Origin of the sequence: Mesorhizobium alhagi CCNWXJ12-2 (assembly GCF_000236565.1) — a bacterium.
Classification (GTDB): Bacteria; Pseudomonadota; Alphaproteobacteria; order Rhizobiales; family Rhizobiaceae; genus Allomesorhizobium; species Allomesorhizobium alhagi.
This window is the reverse complement of sequence record NZ_AHAM01000054.1, coordinates 1-13011: the sequence shown is the minus strand read 5'-3', so window position 1 is coordinate 13011 and position 13011 is coordinate 1. Positions and strand designations below refer to the sequence as shown.

The following is a 13011-nucleotide window of genomic DNA, read 5'->3' as shown; positions in this document are numbered from 1 at the left end:
TTCCTTCTTCTTGTACATCGCCAGCATGCGCTGGGTGACGAGGAAGCCGCCGAAGATGTTGACCGAGGCGAGCGTCAGCGCCACGAAGCCGAAGCCGGTGGCAAGCCCGCTTGCCGAGATGCCGACGGCAAGCAGCGCGCCGACGACGATGACCGAGGAGATCGCGTTGGTGACGGCCATCAGCGGCGTGTGCAGGGCCGGCGTCACCGACCAGACGACATAGTAGCCGACGAAGATCGCCAGCACGAAGATCGCAAAGCGGAAGACGAACGGATCGATGGCCCCGCCGGAGGCCGCATGGGCGGCGGCTCCCGCCGCATCGCCCGCCGCCTCGGTGCTTTCGAGGGCGGCGCGCGCCGTGGCTACGGCCTGCTCGAGCTGATCGAGCGCCTGTTCGAGAGCGGTCTTTTCCATCACGCGTCTCCCCTGTTCCTGCCGGGCACGACCGGCTTCTTGGCGGCCGGTTTCCTGGCGCTCTTCTTCGCGGCCGGCTCCATCGGGTCGTCGCCGCGGTTTTGGCCGGGAGTGACGGGCTTCGCCCGGGCCGGCTTCTTCGCCGTCTTCTTCGGCGCGACATCGAGGCCGGGCTCCGTGCCCTTGGCCGCCTTCTTCACAGCAGGATCGTCGCCGCGGTTCTGGCCGGCAACGACCGGCTTGGATGCGGCGGTCGCTGCTTCCTTGCCGGAGAAGTTCGGATGCACGACCTTGCCGCCATCGGTCAGCATCGTCGCCTTGACCAGTTCGTCGTCGCGGTTGATCGAAAGCTGCTTCGTCGCCTTGTCGACCATGGTTTCGAGGAAGGCGAACAGATTGCGCGCATATAGCAGCGAGGCGGACGCCGCGACCCGGCCGGGCACGTTCAGATGGCCGACGATCTTGACGCCGTTGTCGAGCGTGATCACCGCGCCGGGCACGGCGCCCTCGACATTGCCGCCGCGCTCGACGGCGAGATCGACGAGGACCGAGCCGGGCTTCATCGATTGCACCATGGCGGCCGAGACCAGCTTGGGCGCCGGCCGGCCGGGGATCAGCGCAGTGGTGATGACGATGTCCTGCCTGGCGATGTGCTCGGCCGTCAGCGCCGCCTGCTTGGCCTGGTATTCCTTCGACATTTCCTTGGCGTAGCCGCCCGCCGTCTCGGCCGCCTTGAACTCCTCGTCCTCGACCGCGAGGAACTTCGCGCCGAGCGAGGCGACCTGCTCCTTGACGGCGGGGCGCACATCGGTGGCGGTGACGATCGCGCCCATGCGGCGCGCCGTGGCGATCGCCTGCAGGCCGGCGACGCCGACGCCCATGACGAAGACCTTCGCCGCCGGCACCGTGCCGGCCGCCGTCATCATCATCGGCAGCGCGCGGTCATATTCGGCCGCACCGTCGATGACCGCCTGGTAGCCGGCGAGATTGGCTTGCGAGGACAGCACGTCCATAGCCTGGGCGCGGGTGATGCGCGGCATCAACTCCATCGCAAAGGCGGTGACGCCGGCCCTGGCCATCGCCGCCACCGCCGCCTCGTTGCCGTAGGGGTCCATGATGGCGATGACCGCGGCGCCGGACTTGTAGCCTTTCAGCTCTGCTTCGCCCGGCCGGCGCACCTTGAGCACCACGTCCGCCTTGGACGCGTCCCCCGCACTGCCGATCGCCGCGCCCGCCCTGGCGAACTCATCGTCGGTGATGCGTGAAGCCAGGCCGGCCCCAGCCTCCACGATCACATCCAGCCCAAGCCCCACAAGCCGCTTCACCGTATCCGGAGAAGCCGCTACGCGCGGCTCGTTCGAATCCACTTCCTTCGGAACGAAGACAATCTGTCCCACCGCGTGTCCCTCTTCGGCTGGATTTCAATCGGACGCGGAGAACCCGCGGCCGGGAAGGATCGTCAGGCGACGTGCCGCGGCGCGCGGCGGATCAGGTAGATGCCTACGGCGCAGATGATCAGAAAAAGAAACAAGGCGGAAAAGAAGCCGGCATTGGTGAAGAAGCCGAACGCCATCGCTGCAAGCAGCGCCAGGCAGACAAGCGAACCATATTTGGCGAGCAGCAGAAATCCCTGATAGGTTTTCTCGTGCTCGGAATAATCCATGTCGGCGCCCATTTCGAGCGGGCCGTTCGGCGCGTGGTCAGCCATCAATAAACCCCTTGAAAATCCTGTCCTGCGCACATAGCGAAAACGGCGCGCCAGGGCAATGCCGCGATTACCCTTCTGGCTGCGACAAGAGTTCAGCAAGCGCGGTAGCTGCAACGCCAATCAAGCCCAAACTCCCATGATAACTCGAGTTTTTGGAGCGTTTACGCCCGAACTTGCGTTAAAATACGTGCCGAGGTTTCTGGTTGGGAGGCAGAAATGGACGAGACCCGCGAACCGCCGAGCGCGGATAACATCGCAAGATGGGAGGCGCCTCCATTTCCCGCGAGTTCCAGCGAGTACATCACCGTACTAGCGCATTACCACCGCGCCGAGATGGGCCGGATGGCGGGGTGGCGCGACCGCATCGACCGCACCACAAACTGGGCGATCACGGGCGTGGCGGCGATGCTCTCGCTGTCGCTGTCCTCGCCTACCTCGCATCACGGCATCCTGCTGTTCGCCATAGTGCTGGTGCAGCTGCTGCTCCTGATCGAGGCGCGGCGCTACCGCTTCTTCGACGTCTATCGAGGCCGGGTGCGCCGGCTGGAGAAGCACTATTTCGCCCAGATCCTCGCGCCATTGCCGGACCAGAGCGCGGGCTGGGCGGAAATCCTTGGCCAGGATCTGCGCCGGCCGCGATTCCTGATCCCGCTGCATGTCGCAATGTCGCGGAGGCTGAAGCGAAATTATTTGTGGATGTTTCTCATCCTTCTGCTCGCATGGGTGCTCAAGATCTCGACGCCCAAGCTGCAGGAGGAAGGGACCGCGCGCGAACTGGCCTGGTCTTTCGACGAGGTCATCGGCAGCGCAGCATTTGGGCCGATATCCGGCTGGATCATCCTAATCTGCGTGGCGGCCTTCTACTGCTGGCTCGCCTATGCCGCGCTCAGGCCCGATGTGGAAACTGTCGAAGCGACCTACGGAGAGGTTCACGTTTGAGGCGTGAGAGTCGTCAAGCCAGCCAGCGCTTCCGCCGCTTGTAGTGCTTCACGTCCTTGAACGACTTGCGGCCCTCGCCGGCTACGCCGAGATAGAATTCCTTGACGTCCTCGTTTTCGCGCAGCGCCGAGGCCTCGCCGTCGAGCACGATACGGCCCGATTCGAGGATGTAGCCATATTTGGCGAAGCGCAGCGCGACATTGGTGTTCTGCTCGGCGAGCAGGAAGGACACGCCCTGCTCCTCGTTCAGCTTCTTCACGATCTCGAATATTTCTTCCACGAGCTGCGGCGCGAGCCCCATGGATGGTTCGTCGAGCAGGATCATTTTCGGCCGACTCATCAGCGCCCGACCGATCGCCGTCATCTGCTGCTCGCCGCCCGATGTGTAGCCGGCCTGGCTGGAATGGCGCACCTTCAGGCGCGGGAAATACTCATAGACGAGGTCGAGATCGGCACGGATCGCGGCCTTGCCGTCGCGGCGCGTGAATGCGCCGGTCATCAGATTGTCCTCGACGGTGAGATGACCGAAACAGTGACGCCCCTCCATGACCTGGATGCAGCCGCGCCTGACCAGATCGTTGGGCGACAGCGCCTGGACTTCATTGCCCTCGAACACGATCGAGCCCTTGGTGACTTCACCCCGCTCGGCATGGAGCAGATTGGAAATGGCCTTCAGCGTCGTCGTCTTGCCCGCCCCATTGGCCCCGAGAAGCGCGGTGATGCCGCCCTGCGGCACGGTCAGCGAAACGCCTTTCAGGACGAGGATGACGTGATCGTAGATCACCTCGATATTGTTGACCGAGAGGATGGGGGTGGCGGGCGCGATAGCGGGTTCCGTGCCATTCATCTGGATGCTTCCCTGCTGAGTAGGCGCTGTGTTGCGGCAGCGATCCTTCTCCCCGTTACGGGGAGAAGATGCCGGCAGACAGATGGGGCGGCGTTAACTTTGCAAATGTTGTCGCTGCCCTCATCCGACCCTTCGGGCAACCTTCTCCCCGTGAACGGGGAGAAGGAAGAAAATGCTACATCTTGCATTCTTCGTTGATCGGCCAAGGCGCGTTGGCCGCGGCGTACTCCTTCGCCGCGGTTTCAACCAGCGGGTCGATCGCCGCGCGGTCGGCGGTCAGCAGCTCCGACACCTTGTTGAACTTCGTGCCGTCCCATTCGATCATCCACGCCCCGGAATGGCCGGTGTGGTCGGCGCAGCTCGTGGAGAAGGGCGGGATCATGCCTTCAAGGCCGAGTTCGGCGATGCGGGCTTCGTCGAATTTCAGGTTTTCCAGGCCCCAGCGAAGCTGTTCGGCATTGATGACCTTGGCGTCGAAATGCTCTTGCGCGACCTTCACGCCCTCGGCGAGCATCGCCGAGATCAGGACGCCGCGCTGGTAGAACACCCAGTCGAACTCGCCGCCGGCCTGGTCGATCATCGACTTGCCGGCATCGACGATGTGTTTCTTGATGTCCTGCATGGCCGGCGCTTGCGAATTGGGCAGGCTCCACGAGATCGCCCGATAGCCCTTGGCGGCCTCGCCGGAGACCTTCATGTCGCCATCATGGCCCGACCACCAGATGCCGACGAACTGGTTCATCGGATATTTGGTCTTGACCGCCTCGGTGATGGCGCCGGCGTTCATTGCGCCCCACCCCCACATCAGCACGAAATCGGGCCGCTCGCGCCGGATCTGCAGCCACTGGGCCGACTGGTTCTGCATCTCCTTGAGACCGACCGGGATCGGCAGGAGAGTAAAGCCATGCTTCTCGGCGGCCTGCTCGAAAAGCGGGATCGGCTCCTTGCCGTAGGGATGGTCGAGATGCAGAAGCGCTATCTTCTTGTCCTTCAGGCTGTCGAGATTGCCGTCCGAGATCGCCTGCAGGATCATGTTGGCGCCATCCCAGTAGGAGGCCGGCGGGTTGAACGCCCACTGGAAGGTCTTGCCGTCCTGCATGGCCGAGAAGCCGTAGCCCGGGGCCAGCACAGGGATCTTGTCGACATTGGATTTCGGCAGCACCTGGAGCGTGATGCCGGTCGACCAAGGCTGGGTGACGATGCCTGTCGCCTTGGTCTTTTCGTAGCACTCGACGCCTTTTTCGGTGTTGTAGCCGGTCTCGCACTCCTCATAGCCGAGCGTGACGCCGTTCATGCCGCCGTCGCGCTCGTTGAGCATCATCATGTAGTCGCGCTGGCCGTTCATCAGCGGGATGCCGGTGGACGCGAACGGGCCTGTCCGGTAGCTGAGGTTGGGCAGATTGACGCTGTCCTGGGCGATGGCCGGGGCGGCGAGCACCGTACCTGCGGCGAGCGCCGCGCAAAGCAGGGTGGTCTTCAGTAGTTTCTTCATTTCATTTCCTCCACTTGTTCGTTTCTCCGTTACGGATCGGGCGAACCAACCCCGTATTCCCTGGCCTTTCTCAATGCGGGAACGGCCACATGATCAGCTTCTCCCTGATGATCGCCCAGAAGCGCGCCAGCCCGTGCGGCTCCACGATCAGGAACATTATGATCAGCCCGCCGATGGTCATGGTGTTGAGATGTTCCGCCATCGATGAACTAATCGGAATGCCGAAGGTGGCCGGCAGCGTACCGATGATGACCGGCAGCGCCACGATCAGGATCGCACCGAGATAGTTTCCGAGGATCGAGCCGAGCCCGCCGATGATGGCGATGAACAGCACGCGGAACGATAGCGGAATGTCGAACAGGTTCGGCTCGGCCGCACCCCGCCACAGGAACACGAACAGCGCGCCCGAAATGCCGACGATGTAGGACGAGACGGCGAAGGCCGACAGCTTGGCCTTCATCAGATTGATCCCGACCAGTTCGGCGGCGATATCCATATCGCGCACCGATTTCCAGACGCGGCCGATGCGGCCACGCGTGATGTTGATGGCGAACCAGGTGACGACGCAGACTACCACGAGCACGAAATAGTACTGCACGATCGAGGAGGCGCGGGGCCCGGTGACTGTGACGCCGAACATGTCGATGTTGGGTACCTGGATCGCGCCGGAGGCGTTGTAATTGTAGAGCCAGGCCCATTTCTCGAACAGCCAGACCAGGAAGAACTGCGCCGCCAGCGTGGCTATGGCGAGATAAAAGCCTTTGATCCTGAGCGACGGAAGGCCGAAGGCGACGCCGACCGCTGCCGAGAAGAAGCCCGACAGCGCGATCGCAACGAGGATATTCATCTCCGGGAAGATGGTGATCAGCTTGTAGCAGGCATAAGCGCCGACGCCCATGAAGGCGCCGGTGCCGAGCGAGAGCTGCCCGGCATAGCCGGTGAGGATGTTGAGGCCGAGGGCTGCCAGCGCATAGATCAGCACCGGGACGAGCAACGCGTTGAAGGTGAATTCGCTGGCCGTCAACGGAAAGATGACGAACGCCATGACGAGGATGAAGGCGAGCAGCCACGCATCCTGCTTGACCGGGAACAGCGCATGATCGGCCTCGTAGCTGGTCTTGAACTGGCCTGCTGTGCGGTAGAGCATGGTTATGATCTCCCGCCATTGAAAACGCCTGCGGCGATGCCGCTGCGGGGAGTGGGAAGGAACGCGGCGGTCATCGTCATCTCCTCACACCCGCTCGATGATCTTTTCGCCGAACAGACCCTGCGGCCGAAACAGCAGCACGATCAGCGCGAAGACGAAGGCGAACCAGGTTTCGGTGTTGCCGCCGAGCAAGGGCTGGCCCCAGTAGATCTCGAACAGCTTTTCCAGGATGCCGATTGCGAGGCCGCCGATGATCGCGCCCGGCACCGACTCAAGACCGCCCAGCATCAAGACCGGCAGCGCCTTGAAGGCGATCACTTCCAGCGCGAAGGAGACGCCGGCGCGGGCCCCCCAAACGATTCCCGTGGCGAGCGCGATGACGCCGGCAATGAACCAGACGAGGACCCAGATGGTGGACAGCGAGATGCCGACCGAGAGTGCGGCCTGGTGATCGTCGCCGAGCGCGCGGATGGCGCGGCCCATCTTCGACTTGTTGAGGAAGAGGATGAGCCCCGCGACCAGCAGCACCGCGCCGATGACCGCCGTCAGATCTTTCTGCTCGATCGAGACGAAGCCGCCGAACGGCTCGAAGGTGAAGCTGCCGGTCGGGATGAACAACTGTTCGGTGATCATCACCTTGTTTTCGCCGCCAAAGATGATCTCGCCGAAGCCGATCAGGAACAGTGTGATGCCGATTGTTGCCATGAACAGGATAATGTCCGGCTGATTGACCAGCGGGCGTAGCACCACCCGCTCGATGGCCACCGCGAGCAGGAACATGACGACCAGCGTCAAAGGCAGAGCGAGCAGCGCCGGCACGCCCTTTTCATAAAGACCGACCAGGGTGAGCGCAGCGAACACCACCATGATGCCTTGAGCGAAATTGAAGATGCGCGAGGATTTGTAGATGAGCACGAAGCCGAGCGCGATCAGCGCATAGAGCACGCCGGCGACCAGTCCCTCCCACAGCACCTGGATCAGAAAATCAGGCGCGCCGAACATGTCCTGGAACGGTTTGACGAAAATGCCTTCGACCAGGTTCATAGGACACCCCGCAGGCGCATGTGATAAAGCAGCAGAATGGTCTTGGCATCGCGTATTTCGCCACTCGCCACCATAGCGAGCGCGCTGTCGAAACCGATTTCCAGGACCTCGATGTTTTCGTTCTCGCCTTCGGCGCCGCCGCCATTGGTCGGGCGGTCCGAAGGATCGTACTCGGCCATGAAGAAATGCAGCCGCTCGGTAACCGAACCGGGACTCATGAAAATGTCGAAGACAGGCTCGACATCGCCGACGCGATAGCCGGTTTCCTCGGCGACTTCACGGCGGATCGCATCGCCCGGGCTGTCGTCGTCGAGCAGGCCGGCCGGCGCTTCGATCATCTGACCGTCCGTCATGCCATTCAGGAAAGCAGGGAGCCGGAACTGCCGTGTCAGCACGACGCTGCGGCGCGCGCGGTTGTAGAGCAGGATCGTCGCCCCGTTGCCGCGGTCGTAGGCCTCGCGCGTCTGCCGCTGCCAGGAGCCGTCAGCCAGGCGCAGATCGAAATCGTAGCGGTTCAGATGATACCAGTTGGCCGACAACGACGTCACTTCATGCATGCGCACGCCGCTCTGTTCCGGTGGTGGAAAGCTCGACGCGGCTGTCGGTTTCGGACGCTGGCTCACCTTGATTCTCCCCCCGCCACTTCCATGCGCTTCAGCCCGCCAGTTGCGGGAACAGCCCGAGCAGGCCGACTATGATCAGATAAATCGCGACGATGTAATTCAGAAGCCGCGGTACGATCAGTATCAAGACGCCGGCAATCAGAGCGATAAGCGGCGAGAGCGGCAATGTCGAAAAGTCCATTCTAATGTCCTTTCAATGCGCGACGCCAAGATAGGCATCGATGACGTCCTGGTTGGATTTCACGGCATCGGGCGTGCCGTCGGCAATCTTCTTGCCGTAGTCGAGAACGACGACGCGGTCGGAAAGGTCCATGACCACACCCATATCGTGCTCGATCAGCGCGATCGTCGTGCCGCGCTGCCGGTTCACGTCGATGATGAAGCGGCTCATATCCTCCTTTTCCTCGAGATTCATCCCGGCCATCGGCTCGTCAAGCAGAAGCAGAGACGGCTCCATGGCGAGCGCGCGGCCAAGCTCGACGCGCTTCTGCAGGCCGTAGGGCAGCTTGCCGACGGGCGTGCGGCGGATGTGCTGGATTTCGAGGAAGTCGATTATCTCCTCGACCTTCTCGCGGTGTTCGATCTCCTCCTTGAGCGCAGGGCCGTGCCACAGCATCTGCCAGAACAGGCTGCGGTGCATCATAACCGAACGTCCGGCCATGATGTTGTCGAGCGTCGACATGCCCTTGAACAGAGCGACGTTCTGGAAGGTGCGAGCTATGCCCTGGCGGACGGCGTGATGCGGCTTCATCGCCCGCCGCTCCTGGCCGCGGAAGACGATCGTGCCCTCCTGCGGCGTGTAGAAGCCGTTGATGACGTTGAGCATCGACGTCTTGCCGGCGCCGTTGGGGCCGATGATGGCGCGGATCTCACCCTTCTTCACGTCGAAGGAGATGTCGGTGATCGCCTTCACTCCGCCGAAACGCAGCGAGACGTTCTTCACCTCCATCAAGAGGCCGCCCATCGGGATGCCGTCATCGACGATCGCGAGCTTCACCGGCTCGGGACGCGCATTCATTCGGCGGCCTCCCTGATCTCCGGCCGCGCTGCGGGATAGGTCTTGGCATCCACGATCTTTACCGTGGCCCGGACAACACCCTTGCGCCCGTCCTCATAGGTCATTTCGGTTTCTACATATTTTTCGGTCGAACCGTCATATAGCGCCTCGATCAGCGGGGCATAGCGTTCGGCCACGAAAGCGCGACGGACCTTCAGCGTGCGTGTCAGTTCGCCGTCATCGGCGTCCAGCTCCTTGTGCAGCACCAGGAACCGCTTGATCTGCGCGCCGGCCATGACCGGCTCTTTCGACAGGCGCAGATTGGTCTCGTCGACATTCCTGGCGATCATCTCGTAGACCCGCGGATGTCCTGCCAGTTCCTGGTAGGAGGCGTAGGCGATGTTGTTGCGCTCGGCCCAGTTGCCGACCGCCTGCAGGTCGATGTTGATGAATGCGGCGGCGAAGTCGCGACCGTGCCCGAAAGCCACCGCCTCCTTGATGTTGGGAAAGAATTTCAGCGTGTTCTCGATGTATTTCGGCGCAAACAGCGCGCCCGAGGTTAGCTTGCCGACATCCTTGGCGCGGTCGATGATCTTGAGCTGCCCGTCCGTGTCGAAGAAGCCGGCGTCGCCAGTCTTGACGTAGCCGTCCTCCGTCAGCGTCTCGGCAGTGGTATCTTCCTGCTTGAAATAGCCGGCGAACATGCCGGGCGAGCGGAACAGCACCTCTCCGGAATCGGAGATGCGGATGTCGACATGGGGCGCGGCCGGCCCGACCGTGTCGGCACGCACCTCGCCATCCTTCTGCACGGTCACATAGAGGAAGGCTTCGGTCTGCCCGTAAAGCTGCTTCAGATTGATGCCCAGCGAACGGAAGAAGGAAAACAGATCCTGCCCAATGGCCTCACCCGCCGTATAGGCGACGCGGATGTTGGAAAGCCCGAGAACATTGCGCAACGGCGCATAGATCAGAATTTTTCCAAGCGCATATGAGATGCGGCCGGAGAGCGGCACCGGCCTGCCCTCCAGAATCGCCTCGCCATGGCGTTTCGCCACGCCGATGAAATAGTCGAACAGCTTGCGCTTAAGCCAACCGGCGTCCTCCATGCGGATAGTGACGCTGGTGAGCAGCCCCTCGAAGATGCGCGGAGGCGCAAAATAGAAGGTCGGCCCGATCTCGCGCAGGTCCTGCGCCACGGTCTCGGCGCTTTCCGGGCAGTTCATGCAAAGCCCCGAGACGTAGCCCTGCGCGTAGTTCAGATAGTGGTCGCCGACCCAGGCCAGCGGCAGATAGGCGAGCACGCTGTCTTTTTCGGACAGCCGGTCGAATTCGGCGGTGTCGCGTGCGGCATTGACCGCGCCCGTCGCGGTGATCATGACGCCCTTGGAGCGTCCGGTGGTGCCGGACGTGTAGAGCATGACGGAGATGTCGTCGCCGCTCGCTTCGCGGATGCCCTGTTTCCAGCGCTCGGCAAGCCCAGAGTCGGCGGCAAGCAGCGCCTCGCCCCTTTCCTGAATGGCGGTAAAGGCGGTGAGCCCGGATTGGTCGTAGCCGTCGAGGCCGCGCGGCTCGTCGTAGATGATTTCGCGCAGCATCGGGATACGGTCGGAGAAGGACTGGATCTTGTCGACCTGCTCCTGGTCCTGGACCACGGCAAAGCGGACGCCGGCATGATTGAGGACATAGGCCATCTCCTCGGCGACCGCGTCGGCATAGACCGGCACCGGCACTGCGCCCAGCGATTGCGCGGCGGCGAAGGTCCAGTAAAGGCGCGGACGGTTGGCGCCGACGACGGCGATCTTGTCGCCATGGCTGAGTCCGAGCGCCTGGAGCCCCAGCGCCAGTGCGCGAATTTGCGCGAGTTGCTCCGCCCAGGTCCAGCTCTGCCAGATGCCGTAATCCTTGTGGCGCATGGCAGGGCGGTCGCCGAACCGCCGCGCATTGAGCAGCAGGTATTTTGGAAACGTGTCGAGGGTGCCCCTAGCGGCGGCCACCGTCGCTACCATGACAATGCTTCTCCCGGCCCGGCATCAACAATAGGCGCACCCATAATGTCAGCGCTGGGCTTCGGCGCAAATGCGTCATTAGACCAATTGCTGCCTAGAGCATCCGACAGCGGCCGCATGCGCGACCGTTCCGACCCGGCTCGACGCCAAGGTTTCGCCACTCATTTTCCTCCCGTTGTCGCGCCGGGTCCCATCCCGCCGCGGCGCGCCCGTCCGTGAATACGGCAGGCTTTGAACTTAAGCTATTATGGAAATGTGCAGGCGACAACGCGCCCCTTGACAGACAGGGCGACAGATTGTCTTTTGAATGCGCGGCACATGCGCCGCAATCCCTCAAACTCCTGCTCTTCAAGCGCCGTAGTTCGCCAGGCGCTCGACACCGAACACGTTGATACGGCCGTGCTCCACACGCAGCAGCCCTTCCTCCTCAAGCGCGCGCAGACTTCTGTTGACCACCTGTCGTGATACCCCGGCAAGCAGCGCCAGTTCATCCTGCGTGATCTCGATGTGGTCGCGCATGTCCGGGTAGAGCACGGGGTTGAAAAACCATGACAGGTTGCGGGCAACCCGCGCCTTCGGATCAAGGATCCGGTCATACTCGGTTGTGGCGATGAACTGCCCCAGGCGCTCGTTGAGCTGGCGGACGAGGAAGCGATTGAAAGCGGCGCTATTCTCGTAAAGCCAGAAGAAAGTCGCCTTGTTGAGCATCGCCAGTCGGGTGTCGCGGATCGCGACGAGGTCGTATTTGCGCGGCTCGTCCTTCAGCACGGAGCCTTCGCCGAACCAGCCGCCGGGACCCACGCCTGCAAACGTCATCGCCTTGCCGTCGCGCGAGATGGCGCTGATCTTGACCAGACCGGTAACGACGCCGGTCCAGTAGTCGAGCCTGTCGCCACGATGGCAGACATAGCTGCCCTTGGCGAAGGTCTTTTCACTGATGCCGCGGCTGGCCCGCTCGATCTCGTCACCGACGAGTTCGGCGGCCCAGATCGCCGCGCGGACAAGGTCGCTTCTGGTGTTCATCTAGCCTCGGCAAAAGTACGGCCCCGGCCGCCCTCTGTGCCAAGTTTATGAACGCTCGGCTCCGGCAAGGCAATGCGCCCCGCCGGAATCAGGCGGCGTCGCGAAAATATTTCGCCGTCGGCAGGATGGTCAGCGGCGCCAGTTCGCCGCGTAGCGGTTTGCCGAACATCAAACGCTGCTCCATCGCCGTCGATTTGAAGAAGGGAAAGCGCGAGAAGGAGCGCTCGCGAATGGCACTGACGTCGGCGCGGTAGAGAACGACCGGATAGTTCAGGCCGGGATAGTTGCGCAGTTCGCCGATCTGCTCGGAGCAGTAGATGCGCTTATAGAAGCCGGCATGCTCTTCCCGGATGGTCGACAGGCAATAGGGCGCGTCGAAGTGGAAGCAGGCCATTCCGGCGAGCCGCAGCGTCAGATAGGGGATCTGCGGATAGACGCGCGACCAATCCGGATCGGCTGCGAAGCGGCTCGGATCCACGAAGGTGAGGCCGCCGGACATCATCGGGCCCAGAATATCGCCATAGACCGTCGTCGACGGCGATTGCGGCGTAGCCAGAGACGCCTGATGAATGCGCAAGGTGCTGACGAGAACCCCGTCGACATAGATGCCGAACTTGTAGCAGTTCGGCGCTTCGTCGAGATCGTCATGGACGATGTGGTCGGGATTTTCCGGGACCATATCGCTCAGGCGATATGACTTGTAGCGAAGGCGGTAGATGTCCTCGAGGTCTTCGCCCTTGTCGCAGCGGCGATACTCCGTGCGTTCCAGCA

General features: G+C 62.6%; 14 protein-coding genes. 1 reads left to right on the top strand and 13 read right to left on the bottom strand.

The window, feature by feature from the left end; translation table 11 throughout:
• From MAXJ12_RS07800 to MAXJ12_RS07790, 3 genes are all read right to left on the bottom strand, one after another.
• The coding region (locus MAXJ12_RS07800) for a proton-translocating transhydrogenase family protein (protein ID WP_008835257.1) at window positions 1-414 on the bottom strand (414 nt) is incomplete at its 3' end.
• Window positions 414-1811 (bottom strand): Re/Si-specific NAD(P)(+) transhydrogenase subunit alpha, encoded by a 1398-nt coding sequence (locus MAXJ12_RS07795; protein ID WP_008835256.1) that lies wholly within the window; start codon window positions 1809-1811, stop codon window positions 414-416. The genes MAXJ12_RS07795 and MAXJ12_RS07800, both read right to left, overlap by 1 nt.
• 62 nt (window positions 1812-1873) lie before the next feature.
• A complete protein-coding gene (locus MAXJ12_RS07790) occupies window positions 1874-2122 on the bottom strand; it encodes an aa3-type cytochrome c oxidase subunit IV (protein WP_008835255.1) in 249 nt (82 codons plus the stop codon).
• A 216-nt stretch (window positions 2123-2338) separates the two neighbouring features.
• Between MAXJ12_RS07790 and MAXJ12_RS07785 the strand changes: the two genes are divergently transcribed.
• Window positions 2339-3061, top strand: coding sequence for a DUF2270 domain-containing protein (locus MAXJ12_RS07785; RefSeq protein ID WP_008835254.1), 723 nt, complete (start codon window positions 2339-2341; stop codon window positions 3059-3061).
• Between the two features lie 13 nt (window positions 3062-3074).
• Here the strand turns inward: MAXJ12_RS07785 and MAXJ12_RS07780 are convergent, their stop codons facing one another.
• The 10 genes from MAXJ12_RS07780 to MAXJ12_RS07740 form a co-directional block, all read right to left on the bottom strand.
• Window positions 3075-3908, bottom strand: coding sequence for an ABC transporter ATP-binding protein (locus tag MAXJ12_RS07780; protein WP_008835253.1), 834 nt, complete (start codon window positions 3906-3908; stop codon window positions 3075-3077).
• 175 nt (window positions 3909-4083) lie between these two features.
• On the bottom strand, window positions 4084-5400 hold the full coding sequence (locus MAXJ12_RS07775; protein ID WP_008835252.1) for an ABC transporter substrate-binding protein: 1317 nt from the start codon (window positions 5398-5400) through the stop codon (window positions 4084-4086).
• A 70-nt stretch (window positions 5401-5470) separates the two neighbouring features.
• Window positions 5471-6547, bottom strand: a complete 1077-nt coding sequence (locus tag MAXJ12_RS07770; RefSeq protein WP_008835251.1) for a branched-chain amino acid ABC transporter permease — start codon at window positions 6545-6547, stop codon at window positions 5471-5473.
• Between the two features lie 84 nt (window positions 6548-6631).
• Window positions 6632-7591, bottom strand: a complete 960-nt coding sequence (locus MAXJ12_RS07765) for a branched-chain amino acid ABC transporter permease (RefSeq protein ID WP_008835250.1) — start codon at window positions 7589-7591, stop codon at window positions 6632-6634.
• Window positions 7588-8148 (bottom strand): NUDIX domain-containing protein, encoded by a 561-nt coding sequence (locus MAXJ12_RS07760; protein WP_008835249.1) that lies wholly within the window; start codon window positions 8146-8148, stop codon window positions 7588-7590. Before MAXJ12_RS07760 ends, MAXJ12_RS07765 begins: the two co-directional genes overlap by 4 nt.
• Window positions 8149-8245: 97 nt before the next feature.
• Complete coding sequence (locus tag MAXJ12_RS35050; RefSeq protein ID WP_008835248.1) at window positions 8246-8395, bottom strand: DUF3096 domain-containing protein; 150 nt, start codon at window positions 8393-8395, stop codon at window positions 8246-8248.
• 12 nt (window positions 8396-8407) lie between these two features.
• The gene (locus MAXJ12_RS07755) at window positions 8408-9232 is read right to left on the bottom strand and encodes an ABC transporter ATP-binding protein (protein WP_008835247.1); all 825 of its coding nucleotides are present in this window, start codon (window positions 9230-9232) and stop codon (window positions 8408-8410) included.
• Entirely contained in the window at window positions 9229-11217 is a 1989-nt protein-coding gene (locus MAXJ12_RS07750; RefSeq protein WP_008835246.1) for an AMP-binding protein, read from the bottom strand. The genes MAXJ12_RS07755 and MAXJ12_RS07750 overlap by 4 nt, the downstream gene beginning before the upstream one ends.
• 348 nt (window positions 11218-11565) lie before the next feature.
• Window positions 11566-12240: a Crp/Fnr family transcriptional regulator gene (locus MAXJ12_RS07745; protein ID WP_008835245.1), complete on the bottom strand. Its 675-nt coding sequence runs from the start codon at window positions 12238-12240 to the stop codon at window positions 11566-11568.
• A gap of 88 nt (window positions 12241-12328) precedes the next feature.
• The coding region (locus MAXJ12_RS07740) for an N-acyl amino acid synthase FeeM domain-containing protein (RefSeq protein ID WP_040585350.1) at window positions 12329-13011 on the bottom strand (683 nt) is incomplete at its 5' end.

Excerpts from the sequence above, each read along its gene's own strand:
- MAXJ12_RS07750 (WP_008835246.1), bottom strand. The coding sequence starts at position 11,217 with ATGGTAGCGACGGTGGCCGCCGCTAGGGGCACCCTCGACACGTTTCCA.
- MAXJ12_RS07775 (WP_008835252.1), bottom strand. The coding sequence starts at position 5,400 with ATGAAGAAACTACTGAAGACCACCCTGCTTTGCGCGGCGCTCGCCGCA.
- MAXJ12_RS07765 (WP_008835250.1), bottom strand. The coding sequence starts at position 7,591 with ATGAACCTGGTCGAAGGCATTTTCGTCAAACCGTTCCAGGACATGTTC.
- MAXJ12_RS07780 (WP_008835253.1), bottom strand. The coding sequence starts at position 3,908 with ATGAATGGCACGGAACCCGCTATCGCGCCCGCCACCCCCATCCTCTCG.
- MAXJ12_RS07790 (WP_008835255.1), bottom strand. The coding sequence starts at position 2,122 with ATGGCTGACCACGCGCCGAACGGCCCGCTCGAAATGGGCGCCGACATG.
- MAXJ12_RS07745 (WP_008835245.1), bottom strand. The coding sequence starts at position 12,240 with ATGAACACCAGAAGCGACCTTGTCCGCGCGGCGATCTGGGCCGCCGAA.
- MAXJ12_RS07785 (WP_008835254.1), top strand. The coding sequence starts at position 2,339 with ATGGACGAGACCCGCGAACCGCCGAGCGCGGATAACATCGCAAGATGG.
- MAXJ12_RS07770 (WP_008835251.1), bottom strand. The coding sequence starts at position 6,547 with ATGCTCTACCGCACAGCAGGCCAGTTCAAGACCAGCTACGAGGCCGAT.
- MAXJ12_RS07760 (WP_008835249.1), bottom strand. The coding sequence starts at position 8,148 with ATGCATGAAGTGACGTCGTTGTCGGCCAACTGGTATCATCTGAACCGC.
- MAXJ12_RS35050 (WP_008835248.1), bottom strand. The coding sequence starts at position 8,395 with ATGGACTTTTCGACATTGCCGCTCTCGCCGCTTATCGCTCTGATTGCC.
- MAXJ12_RS07755 (WP_008835247.1), bottom strand. The coding sequence starts at position 9,232 with ATGAATGCGCGTCCCGAGCCGGTGAAGCTCGCGATCGTCGATGACGGC.